General features: G+C 61.5%; 17 protein-coding genes and 1 pseudogene. 5 read left to right on the forward strand and 13 right to left on the reverse strand.

Annotation, left to right across the window (positions count from 1 at the left end):
• Nucleotides 1-256 precede the first annotated feature (256 nt).
• Nucleotides 257-1,231, reverse strand: coding sequence for an aldo/keto reductase family protein (locus tag ABD882_RS16460; protein ID WP_345188486.1), 975 nt, complete (start codon nucleotides 1,229-1,231; stop codon nucleotides 257-259).
• Nucleotides 1,232-1,490: 259 nt separating this feature from the next.
• Between ABD882_RS16460 and ABD882_RS16465 the strand changes: the two genes are divergently transcribed.
• On the forward strand, nucleotides 1,491-2,768 hold the full coding sequence (locus ABD882_RS16465; RefSeq protein ID WP_345188487.1) for an alpha-galactosidase: 1,278 nt from the start codon (nucleotides 1,491-1,493) through the stop codon (nucleotides 2,766-2,768).
• Nucleotides 2,769-3,798: 1,030 nt separating this feature from the next.
• Here ABD882_RS16465 and ABD882_RS16470 read toward each other — a convergent pair.
• From ABD882_RS16470 to ABD882_RS16490, 5 genes are all read right to left on the reverse strand, one after another.
• Complete coding sequence (locus ABD882_RS16470) at nucleotides 3,799-6,075, reverse strand: beta-L-arabinofuranosidase domain-containing protein (RefSeq protein ID WP_345188488.1); 2,277 nt, start codon at nucleotides 6,073-6,075, stop codon at nucleotides 3,799-3,801.
• Entirely contained in the window at nucleotides 6,072-7,787 is a 1,716-nt protein-coding gene (locus tag ABD882_RS16475) for an ABC transporter ATP-binding protein (protein ID WP_345188489.1), read from the reverse strand. The genes ABD882_RS16470 and ABD882_RS16475 overlap by 4 nt, the downstream gene beginning before the upstream one ends.
• A gap of 52 nt (nucleotides 7,788-7,839) precedes the next feature.
• The gene (locus ABD882_RS16480) at nucleotides 7,840-8,244 is read right to left on the reverse strand and encodes a substrate-binding domain-containing protein (RefSeq protein WP_345188500.1); all 405 of its coding nucleotides are present in this window, start codon (nucleotides 8,242-8,244) and stop codon (nucleotides 7,840-7,842) included.
• Nucleotides 8,245-8,550: 306 nt separating this feature from the next.
• Nucleotides 8,551-10,047, reverse strand: coding sequence for an amino acid permease (locus ABD882_RS16485; RefSeq protein WP_345188490.1), 1,497 nt, complete (start codon nucleotides 10,045-10,047; stop codon nucleotides 8,551-8,553).
• Nucleotides 10,048-10,140: 93 nt separating this feature from the next.
• Nucleotides 10,141-11,172 carry a 1-aminocyclopropane-1-carboxylate deaminase/D-cysteine desulfhydrase gene (locus ABD882_RS16490; RefSeq protein WP_345188491.1) on the reverse strand — a complete coding sequence of 344 codons (1,032 nt, stop codon included), beginning with the start codon at nucleotides 11,170-11,172 and terminating at the stop codon, nucleotides 10,141-10,143.
• A 102-nt stretch (nucleotides 11,173-11,274) separates the two neighbouring features.
• On the opposite strand from ABD882_RS16490, the gene ABD882_RS16495 reads away from it, so the two are divergent.
• Entirely contained in the window at nucleotides 11,275-11,760 is a 486-nt protein-coding gene (locus ABD882_RS16495; protein WP_345188492.1) for an Lrp/AsnC family transcriptional regulator, read from the forward strand.
• 449 nt (nucleotides 11,761-12,209) lie between these two features.
• Here ABD882_RS16495 and ABD882_RS16500 read toward each other — a convergent pair whose 3' ends face one another.
• Nucleotides 12,210-13,706: a glycosyl hydrolase gene (locus ABD882_RS16500; protein ID WP_345188501.1), complete on the reverse strand. Its 1,497-nt coding sequence runs from the start codon at nucleotides 13,704-13,706 to the stop codon at nucleotides 12,210-12,212.
• Between ABD882_RS16500 and ABD882_RS16505 the strand changes: the two genes are divergently transcribed.
• Both ABD882_RS16505 and ABD882_RS16510 read left to right on the forward strand, forming a co-directional pair.
• Nucleotides 13,638-13,883, forward strand: a complete 246-nt coding sequence (locus ABD882_RS16505; RefSeq protein WP_345188502.1) for a hypothetical protein — start codon at nucleotides 13,638-13,640, stop codon at nucleotides 13,881-13,883. The genes ABD882_RS16500 and ABD882_RS16505 overlap by 69 nt on opposite strands.
• Nucleotides 13,884-13,996: 113 nt before the next feature.
• Nucleotides 13,997-15,304: an ISL3 family transposase gene (locus ABD882_RS16510; RefSeq protein ID WP_345188494.1), complete on the forward strand. Its 1,308-nt coding sequence runs from the start codon at nucleotides 13,997-13,999 to the stop codon at nucleotides 15,302-15,304.
• Here the strand turns inward: ABD882_RS16510 and ABD882_RS16515 are convergent.
• The 6 genes and pseudogenes from ABD882_RS16515 to ABD882_RS16540 all read right to left on the reverse strand — a co-directional run bounded on the left by ABD882_RS16515 (nucleotide 15,276) and on the right by ABD882_RS16540 (nucleotide 21,409).
• On the reverse strand, nucleotides 15,276-16,346 hold the full coding sequence (locus ABD882_RS16515; protein ID WP_345188503.1) for a hypothetical protein: 1,071 nt from the start codon (nucleotides 16,344-16,346) through the stop codon (nucleotides 15,276-15,278). The two genes, ABD882_RS16510 and ABD882_RS16515, sit on opposite strands and share 29 nt — an antisense overlap.
• A gap of 109 nt (nucleotides 16,347-16,455) precedes the next feature.
• Nucleotides 16,456-16,665: pseudogene (locus ABD882_RS16520) on the reverse strand (family 1 glycosylhydrolase); the annotation flags it as partial.
• Nucleotides 16,574-17,602: a family 1 glycosylhydrolase gene (locus ABD882_RS16525; RefSeq protein WP_345188495.1), complete on the reverse strand. Its 1,029-nt coding sequence runs from the start codon at nucleotides 17,600-17,602 to the stop codon at nucleotides 16,574-16,576. The gene ABD882_RS16525 and the pseudogene ABD882_RS16520, both read right to left, overlap by 92 nt.
• A 66-nt stretch (nucleotides 17,603-17,668) precedes the next feature.
• Nucleotides 17,669-19,894 (reverse strand): glycoside hydrolase family 3 C-terminal domain-containing protein, encoded by a 2,226-nt coding sequence (locus tag ABD882_RS16530; RefSeq protein WP_345188496.1) that lies wholly within the window; start codon nucleotides 19,892-19,894, stop codon nucleotides 17,669-17,671.
• A gap of 91 nt (nucleotides 19,895-19,985) precedes the next feature.
• Nucleotides 19,986-21,113 (reverse strand): MFS transporter, encoded by a 1,128-nt coding sequence (locus ABD882_RS16535; protein WP_345188497.1) that lies wholly within the window; start codon nucleotides 21,111-21,113, stop codon nucleotides 19,986-19,988.
• A gap of 50 nt (nucleotides 21,114-21,163) precedes the next feature.
• Complete coding sequence (locus ABD882_RS16540) at nucleotides 21,164-21,409, reverse strand: hypothetical protein (protein ID WP_345188498.1); 246 nt, start codon at nucleotides 21,407-21,409, stop codon at nucleotides 21,164-21,166.
• Between the two features lie 162 nt (nucleotides 21,410-21,571).
• On the opposite strand from ABD882_RS16540, the gene ABD882_RS16545 reads away from it, so the two are divergent.
• On the forward strand, nucleotides 21,572-22,216 hold the full coding sequence (locus ABD882_RS16545; protein ID WP_345188499.1) for a TetR/AcrR family transcriptional regulator: 645 nt from the start codon (nucleotides 21,572-21,574) through the stop codon (nucleotides 22,214-22,216).
• Nucleotides 22,217-22,504: the final 288 nt, after the last annotated feature.

Below are 22,504 nucleotides of genomic sequence, written 5' to 3' on the forward strand. Positions count from 1 at the left end.
ACCGCGCCGGCGCCGTCCTACACGCCTGCCTCACCTGGGCAACCCTAATAGGAGACACGCCCTAGTTCCCCGAAGGTCGTCGCTTAGCCAGGGAGCAGCGTCATTCCAACGTCGGTTAGTGCGACGATCATCTTGTTTCGTCGTAGCGGGCAAAACCCATTCGGACGGCTGCTGCTCGTATGAAGAGATGTTCTGCCAACGATGTCGCAGACCTCATACCAGGGCGCCCAGTTGCTTCACGCGTGCAACTAGCCCATCACCCCACCGAGCGCACAAAGGGCCGAAAATCAAGAATCTCCTCGATCTCAGCGAGAGCCTCCGCAGGAAGCGTGACGCCGCTCGCAGCGATGTTCGTCGTGAGCTGCTCGGGCCGAGACGCCCCGGTGATAACCGAGCTCACGATGCCCTTGCGTAGGGTCCAAGCGAGTGCCATCACTGAGAGCTCGAAGTCGAGCGCTTGTCCGAGGGCGATAAGGCGTTCGACCTTTGAGAGGTTGTCCTCTGTGAGCAGATTGTTGATCTGGCGGTCCGCCTGATGAGTGGCTCGCGATCCTTCGGGAAGGGGCCGCCCCTTGCGATACTTCCCCGTCAGTAGACCTTGAGCTAGCGGCGAGAACGGGACGATCCCAATTCCGTCGGCTTCGCAGACATCAACGAGTTCATTCTCGATATAGCGATCCATCATGTTGTATTGGGGCTGAATGACCGACAACGGGCGCAACCCAAGCGAGCTGATCACTCGCTGCGCCTGAAGCACTTGCACAGCGGTCCACTCGCTCACCCCGTAGTGAAGGATCTTGCCTTCGACTACAAGATCGCTGAGCGCCTGCAAGGTTTCTGCAAGCGGCACAGTCGCATCGAACCGATGGCAGAAGTACATGTCGAGATAGTCGACCTGCAGATTGCGAAGCGAACTATCGATCTGATGCCGAATGTGCTTGCTCGACAGACCCCAATCGTTGGGACCATCGCCGCTCGCGAAGAAGACCTTGCTCGAGAGAATGTATGAGCTGCGCTCGAGCTGCCTCAGCGATTCCCCGAGAAAGCGCTCCGCCTCGCCTCCGCTGTAGGCATCGGCGCAGTCAAAAAAGTTGACACCGTGGTCGTAGGCGAGGAGCAGTGTCTCTCGGGCCAGGTCGGCTTCTTTCGGGCTGCGGAGACTCGTCATCCAGCTCCCGAGAGAGACTTCCGAGACCCGCAGCCCGTGTTTACCGAGAGAGCGATATTCCAAGACGTACCTCCGTGGTTGTTCCGACCGCCATTCTTTACGCTTTCGTAAGCTGCGCCATGCCCATCAGCCGAACATCCATGCTCCCCCGTCGAAATGTACTTGTTGGCCGCCAGCTTCGCCAATCATCCAAATGTCCAGGCCTCTGTCTATGGGATGGCGGTGATCCAGTCGGTTACGCTCCCGCTCGTGACCATTACGCAGCGCTCCGAGCGAGCTTGACCTGAACTCGTCAGAACCGCAGCTCGCGGTAACACCCCCGATGGGCTGGAACAGCTGGAACAGTTACGGCACCACCGTTACCGAGGCCGAGGTGCTTGCCAACGCTCGCGTCCTTCGCGAACGGCTCCTCCCTCTGGGCTGGGACACGGTCGTGGTCGATATCGCCTGGTACGACCCGATCGCGCGAGCTCATGGATACAACGACAACGCACCCCTCGAGCTCGACGACCACGGACGCCTGATGCCAGTCGTTGCTCGATTTCCCTCAGCAGAGGGCGGAGCCGGGTTCGGTCCACTCGCCGCCGAACTTCACGAAATGGGTCTGAAGTTCGGTATCCACGTGATGCGCGGCATCCCCCGGCGAGCAGTCGACCTGGACCTCCCGATCCTCGGCACCCGCTGGACTGCCCGAGAAATTGCAGATCACGATCACGTCTGCCCTTGGAATCCGGACAACTTCGGACTCGATCATGACCACCCCGGTGCGCAGGCGTACTACGACGCCCAGATCGCCCAGTACGCCCGTTGGGGGGTCGACTACCTCAAGGTGGACGACATGCTCGCTCCATATCACGAACAAGAGATCGAAGCCTTTGCGCGTGCTGTTCGGCGAAGCGGTCGAGCCATGACCCTATCTCTTTCGCCAGGCACACGGCTGTCGACTCGGCATATTCCTCATCTGCGGGCGAATGCGCATCTCTGGCGGATTTCCGACGACGTCTGGGATCTCTGGTCTGACATCGAATCGCAATTCGCACGCCTCGCGCGCTGGGTGGCATTCCAGCAGCCCGGCGGATGGGCGGATGCTGACATGCTCCCTCTCGGGCGCATTGGACTGCGCGCCGAACGCGGGGAACCGCGCATCAGCCGACTCTCGGTAGACGAGCAGAAGACGATGCTCACCCTCTGGGCCATGGCCCGGTCTCCTTTGATGATGGGCGGTGATTTGCCAACCTCGGATGACAGCACGCTGGGCCGACTCGCGAATCCCATGCTCAGGGAACTCCTCATGCAGAGTACAGGAAACGGCGAGGTGCTTCGAGAACCGCTCGATGATGGCGAACTGATCGTCTGGGCCGCGCGATCAGCAGCCGAACCCCGTCACTATGCGGCGCTGTTCTCAACAGCCACCCGCACCGTCGAAGTGGAAGTCGCCATCACCTCGATCACCGGCATGACCGCGGATCACGAGTGGCAGCTCACTGACGCCTGGGATGCGAGTCCACCGCCAATGATCGCTGGAGAAGCCATCTGTGTGACCATCCCGCCTCACGGAGTGCGATGGCTCGCGCTCGACCCCGAGTGCAAACAACACTGATTCGAGGAACCATGAACGGCGCCGCGCTGCCGGAGCAAAGGCCGACAGGCTCAGCGAAGAAGCAGCCTGGATACCGTGCTGGCGCGCGAAGGCGTCTCGCGCCTCGTACCGCGCGAGCTGCGTGACTGCGCGAGATGCTTTGATCACTTTTCCTTTGACAGCCGGAGCGAACCGGGCCACACACGCTGGATGGATCTCCTGATTCCCAGGCCAATTGCTCGGCGATGAAGGGGTGAATAACGAGTAGACACGATCGTCATCTTCTTCGGTGGTAAGCAGGTTCTGCTGATGGTCGGTATTCGGATGTCGAAGTGGGCAAGGAGCGCCTCACGGCTCAACACCGTCTTAGCCAGTGGGGACGGCTTGTCTCTGAGTTCCGTGACGAGATCGAAGGACTGGTAATGCGGCACTGCGGCGGGAGGTGCGGGGTATCCTTCTCGGGCAAGAGGCGCACTACCGCGGCAGCAAGTTTCCACCAGCACTGTGGCCACGGGCGGGGACTTGCCGTTATCCCGGGGCGCACCTGCTGGGCCGCCCGGACCGTGATGTCTTAGCCCCATTCGATCGGCAAGGGATCCGAACGCGGGAGCGGTCGCGTACTCGACATTTACGACATAGACTCCTTCGCTGCGAGGTAGCGGTCCTGCCGACGGCCCAGCACGACGAAGCCACCACCATAGGAATGGACATAGACGCCACGGTTTCTCGCCGTCTACCCCTCGTCAGGAACGTAGACCGTCCATGCAACCTCACGATGCCGTGTGGGCACATTGATGTCTTCGGTGTGCACGGCGATCTCGGGAAACCCCAAGGGGCCCTACGCCGTGTGAGTTGGAACGAGCCCATGAATCATGGCAACAGCATCGGCGGTGAATGGTGCGGACAAAAACGGCAGGCCAGTCACGATCGTTGTCGCCGGCGTGAACCATGAGCGGAAGCAATCATTCCGCTTGACCATTGCGTCAACCGGCCGTTCGAAGTGCTCGCCCACGCGTCGCGACGCTCCCCGAAACAAACGACTCGCGGTCGATTAGAAACGATCCGAGACTTCGGTAAGAAGAAGGACTCTCAAGAGTCGCGGTGTGGGGCGATCGTCGAGGGCGATGAGCTCGATCTCGAGGTCGAGCTTGCCGCGGAGACTTGGAAGCGGAAACTCCTTTGCGAGTACATCACCATCAGAACTGCCGTCGAGATGCTGCTCCCAGAGGGTGGTTCCGGCCAGGCGCAGCCGGATCGAGGTCGGCTCCGGCTCACTCAACCATTCGAGTCGCAATGCAGTTGCGATCGAACCCCAGTCGGTCAGCGTTATCGTCGCTGTGCGGTGGAGCCGGCGCCAGTGTCTGCCGTTGTCGATACCGGTGGTGCTGTCAACGGCGTGCAGCGCGTGATCCGATTCGGGCTGTTGTTCCCCGAAGATCACACTGTCGACCACTCGCGCCTCGAGTGACGTGGAGGCACGGTCCCACTCCTCCAAGGCGACGTCGGCCTCGGAACCATCGCTATCCGAGATCGGCCAGGACAGGCGGTAGCGAGCGTCGTGGAGCGCCGCAAAGGGTTCCAGCTCGATCCGCTCGCCGGTCACCGAGCGCACTGCGACGCGTGCCGTGTCGAGGGCCTCGAACTCGTCAAGGTGAGCGGAGAGAATCGGTGTTCCGCTCAGCGGAAGCAGCGGGCCCGACGCGATATGGGCGGTGCGCGCGCCTGTTGCACGGTACTCGAGCGACTCGTCCGGTACGCGCTGCGCGATGACGGACGGCCCGTAGCGGAGCCAGCCCCAGGGCGATTCATCGGGAGCGCGCACGAGTTCAAGGCGACGCACGCACAAGAAGTCGATGACGTGGACACCCTCAACCAGGCGCTGACGCCACCACGATGCGTCCACTGCCCCAGCGGCTCCACCGTTCTGGCGAACGGTAAGTGACGTCATCCACTCAGGCAACCGGACTGCGACAGTGACGGGCCGTTCAGCGGTGATCGTCATCCGCACGGTATCCGCAGCGGGGTAGTTCGACTCTTGACGGATGCGAAGCCCCAATTCAGCGAGTTCAAGCTCGCTCGGGATGAACCTCAATACGCGAACTTCCTCCTGCCCCACCGCGTACACAGTGGAGCCGTGGCGAGCATGAGCCTGATAGCCGGACCCCATGCAGCACCAGAAGCCGTCTTGTTCCGGTGAATAAACCCGGTAGTGACCTGGTCTGTGGGAGGTGAAGTAGCTGACTCCGCCGTGTTCGGGATGCTGCGTCGAAAGCACATGGTTCACCTGCGCGTTCTCGATGAAGTCCAAAAGAGCGTCATCGTTTGAGAGAAGATACAGCTCTGAGGCCAGTTCGATCATGTTGATCGTGTTGCAGCTCTCGGGCCCCTCCCGGGCGAGGAAGACCGAACTGAAATCGTTGCGTGGCGGAAAGTGCTCGCGCACGCTGTTGCCACCGATGGCTGTCGATCGATGTTCCGCGACCGAATCGAAGAAGATTCGGGCGGCATTCGCGAGGCCCTCCGATTGCGGCGTGGCGACTCCGAGCGCACGTGCGGCGCGGCTCGTCGTCGCGTAACCAACGACGACAGGGATTCTCGTGTTGGCATGAAGCCCGTTCAGAGCATCTTGGCCGCGCAGTAGGGGTTCGAGCAGAGGACGGGACGTGAAACGCATTGCAAGATCTAGGTAGTGCGGGTCTTGCTGCAGTAGGGCGAGACGCGAGAACGTCCCCGTGAGGCCGCCGAACTCCGTGGTCAGGATCAGTTCTAGCGTGGAATCGTCGATGTCGACCAGCGTCTGTCGCCACCAGCGCGCGAAGCGATCGAGGACGTCGCGAGCGTTCTGCGTTGGTGTGTACTCCGCGACGTCGAGCAGACCGAGCAGGGTTTTGTGGAGGTTGTAGAGCGGAACCCATCGCCCGTTGAGCTCGAACGGTGTGGCGGTGATCGTTCCTCGCCGAAGCTCATCCCAGAGGGAGATCCCGTCCGGCACTCCACCGATGTATCCAGTGCCGGTCGTTACCTGCGCCTCGGTCAGCCCCTCTATGAGCGCGTTGAGCATGAGAACGGCGCGCGGGTCTTCGGTGGTCGCTATCGCGTAGGCGAGCGCCGAGAGTATATGACCGGCGGTATGGCCCCCGAGACCGGCGGACTCCCATCCTCCATACGGCTGGAGCGTGGGTTGGAGTCCAGCCTCCCGCCGAAATGGTGCCAGCAGGCGGTGCGGATCGAGGCGCAGGATCGCCTCGAGATTCACCTGTTCGGCGTGAGCAAACGCGCTTGGTAGAAGACGCACCGCACTGAGTGGTGCAAAGGTGAGTGCCGTCATTGGTACTGAATACTCCAAAGTCGAGCGTAGCGTCCGCCTCGGTCGATGAGCTCGGCGTGAGTACCGGACTCGGCTATGCGGCCACGGTCGAGCACGATGATGCGGTCGGCGTGCATCACGGTCGACAAGCGGTGAGCCACCACCAGAGTCGTCCGTCCCTCCATGAGCCGTTCGAGGGCTTCATGCACTTTGTGTTCGGACTCAGAGTCGAGGGCGCTGGTGGCCTCGTCGAGGATGAGGATGCGGGGGTTGCGGATCAGGGCGCGGGCGATGGAGATGCGCTGGCGCTGCCCTCCAGACAGACGCGCACCGCGCTCTCCTACGACCGTGTCCCAACCATCGGGCAGCGCCTCGATGATCTCCCAGGCGTTCGCCTGCACGAGCGCGGTTCGCATCCGCTCGTCATCGATGAGTCCCATGCCGTAGGCAACGTTGTCACGGATGGAGCCTTCGAACAACACCGACTCCTGCGGCACGACCGATATCGATTTGCGCACTGAACGCAGGTCCAAGGTGGCGGTGTCCATGCCATCGAGGAGAATCCGGCCACCGGTCGGACGCACGAACCCGAGCACGGTGTTGACGAACGTCGACTTTCCGGATCCGGATGCCCCAACGAACGCGATCGTCTGACCTGCAGGGATGATCAGGTCGATGCCGTCGAGGGCGGGACGCGTTTCGCCGGCAAAAGAAACGGTGAGATTCTGTGCCTCGAACAAGCCCGCAACGCTGGTGACCGTCGTTTTGCCCTCGTTTTGCTCGAGATCCGGGTCTTCCAGTACCTCTGCCAGCGAACGGACCGATTCGCGGCCACGTGAGATGATCGGCACGAAGCTCAGCACCGTCATCACCGTGCCGGTGAGGGTTGTGAAGTAGGTGCCGAGAAGAACGACTTCACCCGCGGTAATCGGGATCCAGTGCGCCACGGCGAAAGCCGAGGCAGCGATGAGGCAGGCAACGGACAGCAACTGCATCACGACCCAACTCAACGCCCCGAAGTGGCCGTTGATCATATCGAGGCTGAGACCGTTGCGTCGCACACCGTCGGCGTCCTTCGAAACGCGGTCGAAGGCGACCTCTTCGAGGCCGTGCGCCCGCGTGATAGGCATGAGCGTGGCCATCTCGCCGACGCGCCGGGAGAACTGCTCCATTTGCCGTCGAAACTCCTCGTTGCGTCGCTGTGACCGCGTGCGCATCACCCACCACACGCCGACGCCGCAGGGAATTGTCAGCGCGAATAATGGTAAGAACTGTGGCACGTTGATCGCCGTCATCGTCACCGCTCCAGCGAACACGACTACCGCGGAACCCAGTGGGTTTCCGACCTGCGCTAACATCATCTCGACGTTCTCCACGTCACGAACGACCTTGCTCTGGATTACCGCAGCGCTGGTGCGCCCGTGATATCCGATCGACAACGACTGCAGTTTCGCGGTGAGAGCGTTTCTCAGCGAGACACCAAGGGACCTGACCATCCCCATATACACGCGAGTAAACATTACGTGCATCGGGTAGACCTGGACTAATAGGGCCGCCGCGATCAAACCGAAGTAACCGATGTGCGACAGCGGCCCTCCTGCAACGACGACATCAACCACGTTCGCGGTAATGACCGGGAGCAGCCACAGCGGCGCGTCCTTGACGAGGAAGATCGACGCGACACCGAGTAGTCGCCAGCGCTGAGACTTGAGGGTGGCGAACAACGAACGCATCGGATGAGCCACTTGGAGGGCCACTTCAGTGTTGAGCGGATAGGCCCCGCGGTCATTGCGAGAAGTTCCCGATGATGGAGTAGGCATACCGTCCTGGACTCGAACAAAAACGTCGGAGAAGCAGCTGTAGCGTAAAGTGTAGCGCTAAATACATTCCGTGTGGGGCGGTAGAACTCGCGCGTTCGACGAACGTGGCCCCCAGGCCGATCCGATCGACGGCGAGAAGCTGGCCGTCAATGAGTGACAACAGGGCGCGGGCACCGGCCTGGCCCATGTCGTGGAGCGGCTGGCGCACCGTAGTGAGCGGCGGGTAGCTCTGGGCGGCGCGCGGTAGACGGAGAACGCCAAGATCAGCACTACGACCCGGCAACGGCGCCGAACAAGCCCGATCAGCCAGCAGATCACGCCACGCAATCCCGCACCGGTGCCGGCACCGATGGATAATGCCCTCCAGCATCGACGTCACATCCGAGAGCTTCCATCCCGGCCGACCTCTTGGCTTCGGCAGCGTCTCCTCGGTCAGCGACCGCTGAGCATCCGAGAGCAAGTGAACCAAGACAGCGTTCCAGGCTCTCAGCCGATCACCCCGACCTTTTCAGACACGCACCAGGCGCCAGGGCAGGAGAGCTCCGATCACCAGCGTGCTGGTACTGACTGGCGCTGAGATTTGAAGCATGAACCAACACGGGCCGGGTAACTCTGTGAACGAGGTCGCTACACCCGCCGAGCCGGCTCGTGCTTTGAACCGACGCAAAGCCGCGTGTTATGGCGCCCCGCCCTCCTCGAGCAACTCGCGATCGACTTCTTGACCCTTCGTAACTGCGTCGTTCTCGCCGCTCATGACCTCATCAGAATCGACGGGGGGCGAAGACGTTTCGTCGTGCAGGTGCTTACGCGTTCGCCCAACGCCTCGAACAAACAGGCTGTAGCAGCATACAAGGACTGCAACCCAGACTCCCCCGACGACCAACGCCGGCCGCGAAGCTGGAATGAATCCGATCAGGACGATCACGACGCCGATGACAACCATCGCAGCGTAGTTCGCTAGAGGCCACAGCGGTGCGGGGAACTCGCTCGGTCGCAAGCCGTCGTGCGAGATCTCACGTTTCATCCGTGCATGAGAGACGAGGATCATGAGCCACACAAACACGACCGCAAAAGTCGCGAGGGCGGCGATCAAGAAGAAGATCTGGTCGTGGAACCAGACGTTGAGCAGTACTCCGAGAAGGAGGCACCCTGTCATGGCGATCACAGTCATGAAGGGAACTCCTCGCTTGCTGGCTTTCAAGAAGACCCGCGGAGCCTGTCCTTGCTCGGCGAGTCCATGGAGCATGCGAGCTGCAGCGAAGAAGTCGGCGTTGATGGCCGAAAGGGCCGCGGTGATGACCACGGCGTTGAGGACGTGAGCTGCCCCTTCAAGCCCGAGGTTACGGAAGATGGAAACAAACGGGCTCGTCTCGCCATCGATCGTGTCCCACGGTTGGATTGACATAATAACCGTGAGCGCGAGGACATAGAAGAGCAGTATCCGCATTGGTACGGAGTTCACCGCCTTCGGAATCACCTTCTTCGGATCCTCGGCCTCGCCCGCAGTGATGCCAATGATTTCGGTGCCACCGAACGCGAACATGACGATCGTTAGAGACAAAAGAATGCCCCAGAAACCGTTGGGCATGAACCCACCATGCGTGAACAGGTTCTGCACTCCCGATGCATGGTCGGACTGATTAACCAAGCCGAACAGAATGAGGGCGAATCCACCTGTGATCATCGCGACAATCGCGACGATCTTTATGAGTGCGAACCAAAACTCTAGTTCACCGAATACCTTGACGCTGAGCAAGTTCGCCGCTGTAATGAACAGCACTACTGCCAGGATCCAGACCCAGCGCTCGACATTGGGGAACCAGAATCCCATGTAGACGCCGAAGGCTGTGACATCCGCGAGCGCGACGACGAACATCTCGAACGTGAACGTCCATCCAGTGAGGAAACCTGCGAAAGGACCGATATACCGAGATGCGTACTGTCCGAACGATCCGGCGACTGGATGGCGAACGGCCATTTCGCCGAGAGCACGCATCACGATGAAGACGACAGCGCCTCCCAGCAGGTAGGCCAGCAGGACGCTGGGCCCAGCAGCTTGGATCGCGCTTGCCGAGCCATAAAACAACCCAGTACCGATAGCGGATCCCAACGCGATCATTCGGATGTGCCGGGTCTTGAGGCCGCGGTGGAGTCTTGGCGTGCGGGTGTTCATGAGTCATTCTCCTTTGAATGCAGCAACGGGTGTGAAACAGCGGTGGTTCGTTCCGTACGTGCTAATGCCGCACGACTCCTGTCCGCGTGGATGCTAGAGCTGGATGCTGCCGAGTCTCGGGATCGCAGACCACATCACTGAGGTGTAGTGCGGGTCGAAAATGGCGTGGTATCCCCCGGTGTGCCAGAAGAGCACCGGCCCCTCGATCGACCCCTTGCGCGCCATGTCGATAATCGCGGCGACTGCCTTGCCCGTGTAGACAGGATCGACCACGATGCCTTCCAGTCGTGCCATCAAGTCGATAGCCTCCATGACTCCAGGCGCGGGCTTGCCATAGCCTTCCCCCAGGTAATCTTCGGTCAGCTCAAGATCATCCGCTGTGATCTGCACGCCGGGCGCGAGCAGCCCGGCCGCCTCATTGGCGAGCCGGAGGTAGTTTCCAGGCACGTCGTCATACACCTCTCCCGCAACCACCACGCCGATGACGCGAGTGGAAGCGCCGGACAGGGCTCGGCCGAGAACTAGCCCTGAATGGGTGCTTCCTGCGGAACTCGCGTGAACGAGCGTGCGGAACTCAGCGCCCTGTGCTCGGATTTGCTCGTCGGCTTCGATGTACGCACGAGCGAAGCTGGTTGCTCCTCGTCCGGTTGCTGAGCCGATCGGCAGGCGATAGACCCGTTCACCAGCTGCCTCCAGCTCGCGAACGACATCTTCTGTTAGGCGAGCGAGCTCCACCCAGGAGACATCTCCGACCAGACGCAGGTCCGCACCGAACAGAGCGTCCAGCAAGAGGTTCCCGACTGGTTCCTTGGGCTCATCGTGGCAGAGCACGAGCGTGCATTTCATGCCGATAGCAGCCGCAGCAGCGGCCGCAGCGCGTGTCGCGTTCGAGTGTCGAGACCCCTCGGTGACGATATGGGTTGCGCCGACCTCGCGTGCGCGTGCGAGCTCCATCTCGAGCTTTCGTACTTTGTTGCCGGCGAGGCCGACGGAGCCCAGATCGTCCCGCTTGACCCACACTTCGAGACCGAGCTCTTCGCTCAGCCTCGGAAGTGGCTGCACCGGGGAGGTGAATCCACGCAGATCGATTCGGGGGAGGCTCCGGAACGAGAGTTCTTTGTTCATGACATGGAATCTAGAGATCTACTTGACGCACGCACCACTCTTCTTCGCGCAGATGTGCATCTGCACGGTTCTCCCACGTGATCCCTCTGTACGCTCGGTCACATGTACAGCCTTGACCCAATCGACGCCCGGATCCTCCTGGCCCGTGACGAAGCAAACGACACCCCCCTGATTGAGACCGCGGCACGGCTCGGGATCTCGAGGAACACCATGCATGCACGGTTGAAGCGACTACGGGATGGCGGAGTTCTTGACTCACCAAGCACGACGGTCTTCCCCGCAGCCCTTGGCCGGCCGGTTCTCGCCTTCGTCGCACTTTCCGCGTCTCAGCAAGACATCGACTCCGTCTACGCGTCGTTGTCTGAGATCCCCGAGGTCATCGAAGCCCACACGACCACGGGTGACTCCGACCTTTTCATTCGAGTGGTCGCTCGGGACACCGCAGACCTCCACCGAGTCACCCAACTGATTCAGTTGGCCCCTGGAGTGCAGCGGACGAGCACTTCCATAGCCACGACACAAGTCGTTCCACGTCGAATGAGTCCTCTTCTGCGTCGCCTGGCCAACTCGACTCCGAGAGGTTCATGACCCTGTTTAGACGACCGCTTGGCGCATTCACTGTTGCGGTAGCAGGAAGGGCGTATGCGAGCCGCGAAAGTGTTCGCCTAGGCATGGGGGCCCAGGCGAACACATCCGCTTCGTCCTTGGACATCGGCCAACGGAGCGTCACTGACGAGACCAGGCGGATGGCAACGACGGAGCCCTGATGGCTCCGATCACATATACGCCGGCCGCTCTGTCGGGCGCGGGGGTTCAGTTAGCGTAGGTCATTCGCCCAAAACTGGGAAGCCGACGATGGAAATCCTCGGTACGCATCAAGCAGTGGTAAGGCGCTCCAGCGAGACATGGCTGAGGATCGCTGGTCAATACGAAGTTGCGACCGCGCGATCAAGACTCCACGCGCCCAGCCCTCCTCAGCTTCGCGATACGACTCGTACGGGTCCGAGCAGACCTTGCGCCCGAGTGTTTCCCCCTGCCTACAATCGAGTGCCCACCGCAGCAACGGCGTTTCGTAGCGGTGTGCGAACCTCGATCTCAAGGAGTCCACCTTCCGCCAACGCGGCTCCGACGTTGACGCTCCCGCCAGAAACGTAAACTGTGCCATACGGTCGGCCATCGACGCGGACAGTTGCTGACCCCGCCAACTCTCCCAGTTCGACTGCGACGTACGCTCCAGAAACGCAACCCACCGGGATGCGGTAAATCCCGGTTCCCGACACATCGCAGAGCTCGGCGATGTCGCGCCAGTCACGCGGCCCTTGCCCATCTAAATGAATGATGCGAGCGCCCGACGCTTCCTCGGTTGTAACCTCGAGTGACCAAGCAGAATTGAGATCCACAACCTCGAAGCTGTCATTTTCGATGCGGGGTTCCAATAGCATTCCGCGCGCCGCCCGACGCAACTCGAAGACACGGAGCTCCAGCGGGCCAAGATCGACAGACATCCTGGTAGTTCCGCCGTCGACCGTTGAGAGCGACGCGGCCCTGATATCTGCGCTCCAGAGGTCTATCTCATTCGCCTCCCAGTGGCCTTCCACGTCGAGGTCAGTGCAGATAGTCCTGTGTTCTGTGTTGTAGACCAGCAGGTAACTATTCCTAGACGTTTCCCGCCACTGGGTGAGGACCGGATCTCCATCAAACGCGACCTGCGGTCGCACCCCAAGCGAGTCGAGTGCAGCTGGCACGCTTTGGACATCGGGTACGCGCAGAGCGTTCGGATGACGAAGAAGATCTTGAATCACTCGTTCCTGTCGCGGATCGCCGACAATACCGCCAGGTGGAGCAGCCAGCGCAGGCATCTCTCCAACGAACAGGACGGCAAGTCCCCTCGACGCGGCAGTGTCAAGTGCTTGCGCAGTACTCAGGTCAATCTCACGTTCATCAAGAATGACCGCCCGATAGCCCGGCCCTTCAGGAAAGAGGCGCCCAGCATGAATAGCGGGGCTCGCATCCTCCAGGCCCAAAGGATCAATGAATTGGACAGTGTACCCGCTCCGTTCGAGCGGCTCAGCATCAACAAGCCGAGCGGGGGCGGTTGCATCCTGTTCCGGGGTCCCGCGCGCGGCAGTGGTCAGGAAGCCCTCTCTGTAGATTGCGATGTCCGTGCGGGGAACCCCCGTTTCCAGGATCATTGTTCCGCGGGACCAGTAGTCGGTAAGTGGCTGCCAGTGTTTCCACTCCGGGAAGTGTCGGTCGTTCCATGAGTCGGCGACATAGTCGAAGAACCGTGACTCGGTGGGCCAGGTCGCGTCAGCGCTCTGACTTGCATAGCCGTGGACGAAAGGTCGGGTGATGCCGGCTGCCCACTCCTTGTCGAGCATCTGCTTGAGAACGCCGAGCGTTAGTGCGTACGCTGCCCCGAATTGGGCTCCGAGCTCTGTGCTGATTCGCGTGGAGCCCCCTTGATGGGCACCGCCGACGATCGCGCGCTGCCAATCGAGCGAGAACCGCCAATTGGGGTGATCTCGAAGCACCGGCGCTCGGTCCCCGGAGTTCAACGATTCGCCTTCAGCGCGCCCTCCATTGCGGACGAACTCTCTGTTGCTTCGCACGGGTTCGAGGTTCTGACCATACGCGACTTGAGCTTTGTGACGCAGGCCGTGTCCGATAGCCCACTCCTGCAGAACCAGAAGGTGATCGTCAACGTATAGGGGCTCTTCACGAACGAGGGTGTAGTCGGTTGAGCGCGTCGCTGGGTGGGTAGGGGTCGAGGTCTCCCGGAGGATGGAAGTTCTCACACTGCCCGTCCACGGAAGACCTCGACGTGTCCCACGCTACTTTCTCTGCCCCTGACCTGACGACGTTCTGCCGTCTCGACACCCTTGGCCTGGTGGCCGTCGGGCAGCTGCTCGAGCCCGATCGGGCGGTGCTGGAGTGCCGGGTCGTCGAACCTGACGAGTGGTGCCGGAAGTGCGGTGCCGAGGGCTCGCCGCGCGACACGGTGGTCCGCCGGCTCGCGCATGAGCCGTTCGGGCACCGGCCCACGATCTTGCAGGTCCGTGTCCGCCGCTACAAGTGCACCGGGTGCCGCCGGGTCTGGCGACAGGACACCACGATGGCCGCGCCGCCGCGGGCGAAGATCTCGCGGGGCGGGCTGCGGTGGGCGCTGAAAGGCATCGTGCTCGACCACTTGTCGGTCTCCCGCGTCGCCGCCGGGCTCGGGGTGTCATGGTCGGCAGCGAACGACGCGGTCCTCGCCGAGGGCCACCGGGCACTGATCGACGACCCGGCCCGGTTCGACGGCGTCACCGCCATCGGGGTAGATGAGCACGTCTGGCAGCACACGAAGCGGGGCGACAAGTACGTGACCGTGATCATCGACCTCACCCCGGCCCGAGAGAAGACCGGACCGGCACGGCTGCTGGACATGGTCGAGGGCCGCTCGAAGGCCGTGTTCAAGCAGTGGCTCGCCGCCCGCCCGGAGACGTGGCGGGAGAAGGTCGAGGTCGTCGCGATGGACGGGTTCACAGGGTTCAAGACCGCCGCCGTCGAGGAACTCCCGAAAGCGACACCGGTGATGGACCCGTTTCACGTCGTCCGCCTCGCCGGCGACGGCCTGGACGACTGCCGCCGGCGCGTCCAGCAGCACCTCCACGGCCATCGCGGCCAAGCCGGCGACCCGCTCTACAAGGCCCGCCGCACCCTGCACACCGGGGAAGGGTTGCTCGATGACCGGCAGGCGGAACGCCTCATGATCTTGTTCACCGACATCGATCACGCCCCGGTGGAAGCGACCTGGGGCATCTACCAGCGGATCATCGCCGCCTACCGGGACCCCGACAAAAAGAAGGGGAAGACCATGATGCGCGCCGTGATCGACGACATCACCCGCGGGGTTCCCGCCGGACTGACCGAGATCCGCAAACTCGGCCGTACCATGAAACGACGAGCCGCCGACATCCTCGCGTTCTTCGACCGCCCCGGCAGCAGCAACGGCCCGACCGAGGCCATCAACGGCCGCCTCGAACACCTCCGCGGCACCGCCCTCGGCTTCCGCAACCTCACCCACTACATCGCCCGCAGTCTGCTCGAAGCCGGCGGATTCAGACCCCACCTACACCCTGCTTCGTGAAGAGCCCGTATAGGTCAGTGATCAGTCGATAGTAGTCCCGCCTGATCCTCGTGCCTGACCCGTTATCGGTGTCGAAGTCGGGGACCGGATCGTCGTTCGGCACCCAATATCGACACATTCCGTGGGCGAACAACAACGGCAAGTAGGCCACGATGTCATAGCCGCGTCGAGCGCGGAATCGATCGAGCAGATCCGGCGACCAGAAGAGTGAGTCCGCGTTCAGCTCAAGCGAGTCTTCAAAAAGGTCGGTGCCGGCTTCGGCCAGTTTGGCGACATTCTCCGTTCCGATCTGGTGCACATCGATGTATTCGGCTGCGGCCTGTGCTGCGCGCCGGTCGAGAAAGCTTGTCACTCCTTGATCTGTATCTCGCATCCACATCGCGAATAGCGCCCACTCGCCATCGGCCCCGCCCCAGGTAAACACCCCATCGGTGATGTCTGCGGTGACGTTCTTGAGCGAGTTGTGGTCAAGGATCGTTGGTTCGGATGGCGGTGTAATCTCCGGCACGTCACCACGCCACGGATCTTGAACGACGCGAATCCTCGGTCCAGGTCCTCTGCGCCGCACGCGTGCCAAGGTGACGGCCACAATTTCTCCGCCCCGAATCCCTGACGGGTCGTCGAAGGGCCTGGGAAGGTCTACGTCGCGAGGCTCTCCCCCGGCGAGGTAAACGACGCCGTATTGGAGTTCCTTGGACGCGTTCTCAGTGCCACGCCCCGTGTTCGGAGTCTGCAGCGGCCAAGCGGCTCCGAGCGTCGAGGCGACACCCACGCCGAGCTTTCGCGCTTCATCGAGTATCACTCCAAGTGCGTGCCTTTGCGCGATGTCGCCCCAGAATCCCGGCGAGAATGCGATCTCGACCTCACCAAATCCTGCGTCGCGGATCGCGTGGAGCTCACGGATCAATTCATCCGGCGAAACGGGACTCTGCCACCACCAGCGGATACCGGGACGGTCCTCGGGACCGGGGTGAAGAAGCATTTCCCGGGTGAGGCGATCGCGTGGGTCCGGTGGGCGCCGCAGCAGATTGTCCGCTGACATCAGTCGCGTCTCCTTTTGGGCTCGCACTGCTGTCCAGCCCTCGTGACCTTCGCGAGAACTCACCTAGCCAGGCCAAGCTGGGCTTGGGCGTGCGGGCGAACGTCTGCCGATCCACCGATGCGAGACCAAATGTCGGACCCCAGTGCCCCCACTCGTAGTTGTCGAGCAAACTCCAGTGGAGGTAGCCGCGCACGTCGACCCCATCATCGACAGCGGCGCACAAGCTTTCAAGCGCACCGCGCATATACGTCATCATCGTCGGTTGCAATCCCATTCTCTGTGACCAGCACAGGAGTTCCTTCAGTGACCTGCCACGCATGGCGCACTGCGATTCCGACCGCGTCCGGGCGGAATGGTGTGCCGATCATGGTGTTCTCGGGGTGGGGAGAATGCGGGATCGGCCCATCGACCCCGATCTCCTGAGTCGAGTATGCCTGGACACCGACGAAGTCATCGTCCTTCGATGCCTCAAGGTAGAGATCCTCGCGAACGAACCTTTCCTCGCGCAGCCGCTCCTCAAATGCGTGCTCGGCGTAGAACGCTTGATTGGCAACAGTCCACCCCACCGCGGCATCTGTAGTTCTCTTCAACACATCGCGTGCCGCAACGTGCGCTCGCGCAAGCCGACGTCCGATCTCAGGGTCTGGGGCGGGCAGCACTGGCTGAACGCCTCCTTCGACCCCGTCCGTCGTCGGGCTCTGCCAAGACGAAGCATCCCCCGATTCCATCGCCTGCATCAGGGTGGCGATCATTGCGAGCATGTTCGGCTCGTTGATCGTGCACACCCACTTGACGCCGTCAAGAATGGGCGCGACAGCCTCTACGTAGGCTCGGAACCGATCAACCGACCCCTCCGTGAGCCAGCCGCCTTCCTCGGCGAACCACCGAGGGGTGCTGAAATGCTGCAGCGTGATGACTGGGGTCAGGCCTTGTCGCATGGCTTCCTCGATCATGCGTCGATAGTGCGCAAGTTCTGCAAGAGAGTATTGGCCGGGGGCCGGTTCGATTCGAGCCCACTCCACACCGAACCGATACGCATTCAAGCCTGCGTTGTGGAGTAGGCGCATGTCTTCCGCGTACCTGTGGTAGCTGTCGAGAGCGTCCCCGCTGAGTTCCATTCCGGGGGTGGAGAGCTCACGTGTCCACCAGTCGCTGTTTACATTGTTGCCCTCGACCTGATGTGGTGCTGTGGCGGCTCCCCACAGAAACGACACTGGCAATGTAGTCATATGAAGTAGTCCTTCGAGTTTGTGCATTGATCTGGATACTCTCGCGCGGCGCAGCCGACTCAACGACGACAAGGAGTCGGTTCCCGCGCTGGCCTAGCCGCTAACCTTGGCGAGTAGTTGCGCGACCACTTCGGTGCCGTCACCAGCACCGCCGAAGCCGAGCATGGTCCGCAAGGGAATCTCTTCGATCATCCTCAGCGTCTCGCTGTCGCTCGGGAGCCCACCTCCACCGGCGATTGAGCTGAAGATGTCGTGCAGCAGTGGTGCGCCAATCGGATGCTTTAGCCAGTCCCCCACTGTCGAGTCAGTTCCAAGAACGACAATTGGTTCCGGCGTGAGCAGAAGGATCGATTCGCTGAGAGGCAGGTCCCTTGAGTTACGTCCCACGGCAATGTCGTATGTGCCAGGCGCAACAGTCCAGGTTCCCTCCCCCCAACGAGCGAATGCTCGCTCGTCGAGCTCGAAGATGAGAGTCCGGGTCTCCCCCGGTTCGAGCCAGATCTTCTCGAAGGCCCGAAGTTCTCTGGGCGGGCGAACAGCCGTCGCGTGTTCTTCCCCAACGTAGAGCTGAACAACTTCGCTTCCTGCGCGCGCCCCACTGTTCTTGACATCGACCGTCACGACCGCGTGAGGGTGTGTCGGATCGGGTAGAACGACGTGAAGATCGCTGTAATTAAAAGTTGTGTATCCTAGGCCGAACCCAAAGGGGTACGCAACGTCACGTCGAGTGATGTCGTACCAGCGGTATCCGACCGCGATGCCTTCCCCGTAGCGGACCTCCCCTTGTTCGCCTGGCCAGTTGACGAACGCGGGCGTGTGGGCGAGCTCGATCGGAATCGTTTCCGCCAGCCGACCGCCAGGCTCGACGGTTCCGAACAGTATGTCGGCGGCTGCAGAGCCCGAGGCTTGTCCAGCGAGCCACATTTCGAGGATGGCGGGGGCCGTGTCGCGAATGCCTTCCAGGGACACGACGGCCCCGTTGCTCAAGACAACGATGACATTCGAATTCGCTGCCTGCAGGGACGCGTAGAGGTCTCTCTGGTTCCGCGGCAGCAACAAATCCTGACGGTCAAACCCTTCAGATTCGACCGCGTCCGGCAGACCAAGGAACAGAATCACAACCTCGCTGTTCGCTGCCAGCTCCGCAGCCTCGTCACGCAGATCAGTGTCTTCGCTGCCGTCCAGCAAGAAGCCGGCCGCGAATTGGACGTCTCGTGTTGTTGCCATGGTGAGGGCGGACAGGGCGGTGTCGAGGCGTGTAGGAACGATGTGGGAGCTACCAGCCCCCTGGTAACGGGGGGTTCGCGCAAATTCGCCGACCACAGCGATTCGGCCGCCACGATCCGGATCCAGTGGCAACAGGTCCCCGTCGTTTGCCAATAGCACGGATCCCGCGGCGGCAATCTCACGCGCGAGCGCATGGTGGTCATCCTGATTCAGAGCCGAAGGCTGGCGCGCTTGCCGAACCCGGTCATGGGTCGTGAGGATTCGTGTCACAGCGCGGTCCAGAACGCCCTCCTCGAGCGCGCCCGATTCGACGGCAGCCGCGATTTGGTCTGGGCTGTGGTCCCCTGTGCTGGGCATTTCAAGGTCAAGACCCGCAGCGATGGCGCTGACCGGATCGACAACTGCGCCCCAGTCCGAGACGACGTAGCCGTCGAAGCCCCACTCGTCTCGCAGCACGTTCGTGAGCAACCAACGATTCTGCGATGCGTATACGCCGTTGATCTTGTTGTACGAACACATGATCGTCGCCGGCCGCGCGTCGCGGACGATTCGCTCGAACGCCGGCAGATAGATCTCGCGCAAGGTGCGCTCATCGACTTCGACGCTGACCCGCATGCGGTCCGTCTCCTGATTATTGGCAGCGAAGTGCTTCACCGATGCCCCTACGCCCTCGGCCTGCAGCCCTCGCACCCATGCCGCACCAAGCACGCCGGACAAAAGCGGGTCTTCTGAGAAGTACTCGAAGTTTCGTCCGCACAGAGGAGAGCGCTTGATATTGACTCCCGGGCCGAGCAGGATGTCTACCCCGCGAGTCCGAGCTTCAACTCCCAGTGCCTTGCCGAGTCGGGAGAGCAGCACGGGATCCCAGCTCGACCCTGTCGACGCCGCGGTCGGAAAGCACGTGGCCGGCTCGCTGTCGTTGAGGCCGAGGCTATCCGCTTCCGCTCGTTGCATTCGAACCCCATGCGGACCGTCTGTGAGTGTCACCGGAGTGATGTCATGCTCCTCAAGCCCGCGGGTCATCCAGAATGATGCGCCGGACACAAGCCCCGACTTTTCGCGCAACGACAGCGTTGGGACGATAGGGAGCATATTGTTCCTTTCGCGTGCTCTCTAACGGGCACAGTGTGATGGGAGCGGCGAAAGCCGCCAGCAAAAGCTTCGGAATGGCCAGGTGCAGGTGTCACCTGACGCGCTTCACGGGCAGGATGAGGATCGCGGCGATCAGCACGACCGGTGCAGCGACAATCCACACGACGCCGTAGCCACCGAAGAGCGCCACGAGCTGACCAGCCAGCACGGGGCCAAGGGCCTGCCCGAGATTGCCTCCAAGGGAGGACATGCCCAGGTCTCGACCCGCGTTGCGCTTGTCTTCGATGACATCAATGAACAGTGCTTGATCGACAACCATGTAGGCGCCGAATGCCGTACCGGCGAGGACACCCTGAACGATCAGCGCAGGAATGGTTGGTGAGAACAGCGGGATCAGCAGGGACGCTCCGAGGAGGATTGACGACCAGAAGACGAATGGCTTGCGTCGACCAACTTTGTCGGACCACTTCCCGACGACCGAGATTGCGAGGATTGTCCCCGGGATTCCCACCAGCCCCATAACGGGTGCCAGGGCTGTGGCCTGAGCTGCGCTGAGGGCGGGCTGGACGTAGCTCTGAAGCATGAAGAAGCTGAAGGCAGTCGTGATTGAGTATCCACACATCATCGCGACCTTGCCGATCCATACCCACCGGTAGTCGGCGTCCTTCAGCGGGATCAGGAACGATGCAAAGAACCTCCGAAGCTTGAGGGGTTCGACGTCGAGGTCTCGTGAAGAACGATCCGGCGCAAAGACCAGGAACAGGGCGAGCGAAACCGTAATCAATCCGCCGAACACGAAGTACGTGTTCAGTTGGATTAGTCCGAACAGCATGCCAGCTCCGATACCCCCTATCACCCCGCCGAGCATGCCTGCCATGCCAGTGATTGTGCTCGCGGTTCCGATCTTCTCGGCCGGCACCCGATCCGCAACGGTCGCGTTCAGTGGGCCGCCGGCCATGTTGTACAAGACCTGAACCGCAACCCACATCAGCACAATGAGAGCGATGGTGGTCGAGTAGTACAGTCCGACCATAGCCACAGCCCCCGCGGCCGCACCCGCTGCCATCCAAGGCGCCCGACGCCCGAACCGCGATCGAGTACGGTCGGACAGCACCCCGATGATGGGCTGGACAAGCATCGTCACCCCGACGCCGATCGCGGTGACGATCGACAGGCTTTGCGCTCGTGACGCTTCGAACCTGGTGTAGATGCCGAGCAAGCGATCCTGCTCAACAGATGCTGTCGCAGTCCCCGCGTCAACCTGGTTCTTCAGCGTCTGCAGTTCAACGAGGTTAACGTGTGCGTCAGCACCGGTGAAAAGCGCGCGAACTCAACCATCTGAACGTGATTCGGAAGGATGATGCCGAGCATCGCCCCCCACATCGCGAAGATCGGCAGGGCAGCGACCATGTACCAGAACAGATACGACCGGAACTTGTTCTTCTGGGTGTAGATCGCCGATGTGCCTTTGATGTTTGGCGCGGTCGCTACAGCGTCTTGGGGGATCGTGGGCATCGTTGCTCCTTGATGATGAGGGGACGGGACTCCCTGTTAAAACAGAGTCTGATGGTGTTTTCGATCCCTGTCAAGCAGCAAAGCAACCTTCGCAGACTCAATTCGAGGACCTAACACATGGTTGAAGACATGTTTTCGGTCAAGCTGTCGTAGACTTTGGCCATGCAAGCCGCACGAAGCAGACGAGGTCCGTACGCCAAGACCACTCAGCGACGATCCGCTATCGCGTCGGCCGCTTTGGAGCTCGTGAACGAGCGAGGCGACGCCAGCGTCAGCACACAGGACGTTGCCGAGCGCGCGGGCGTTACTGAGGCCACAGTGACATACCACTTCCCTACACGCGATCACCTATTGGTGGCCGCGCTCGAAGAGGCCGACAACATAAACCGCCGGGTCTTCGAAGCAGACGGGATGCAGGATGTCGACATAGCCGACGTGGTCACCCGCCTGTCAGCCACCGCCGCCGGGCACCCACACCGACTGAAGCTGTATACGAGTCAGGCAGCGAACGCAGCCCATCCGGAACATCCTGCACACGCATGGTTCTTGCAGCATCAGCGGGGCACCTTGGAGTACTTCGTCTGGATGATCCGTCGAGATCAAGACCTAGGCAACGCACACGAGGATGTTGAGCCGGAACAGTTCGCACGCCAGATGATTGCGTTGTGGGACGGACTTCAACTCCAGAAGCTCGTTGATCCAACACTGGACCTTCCAACCCAGGTCGTGGACGCCTACAAGCGATTGGCTCGCGCTGATCTAGTGGAAGCACGCCGTGCACTGAAGAATCTTGTCGCGGAACTATAGATCGAAAGCGCACCTCGCCTGCCCCGCTCGCGCCTCTAACCCGAGCGATCATCTTGCACGGGATGTCGGATCTCTCTTGGGGAAAGGACGTCAGACGCCTTCAGCTCGACGAATTGGATCTCCGGGGGTACTGCGTCGAGGTGATCGCCGGCTGCACGGTCCGCGCCGTCCGACACGCTTACTCCAACACGACCGGCTAGTAGGGGTGCCGAGCATGATGAGTCTGAATCGGCCTGGGATCGTCGGAGGGCATGATCTAACCGAGGAGTAGATTCATGCCCGCTTTGA

It is taken from the genome of Microbacterium panaciterrae (assembly GCF_039541635.1).
Lineage (GTDB): Bacteria > Actinomycetota > Actinomycetes > Actinomycetales > Microbacteriaceae > Microbacterium > Microbacterium panaciterrae.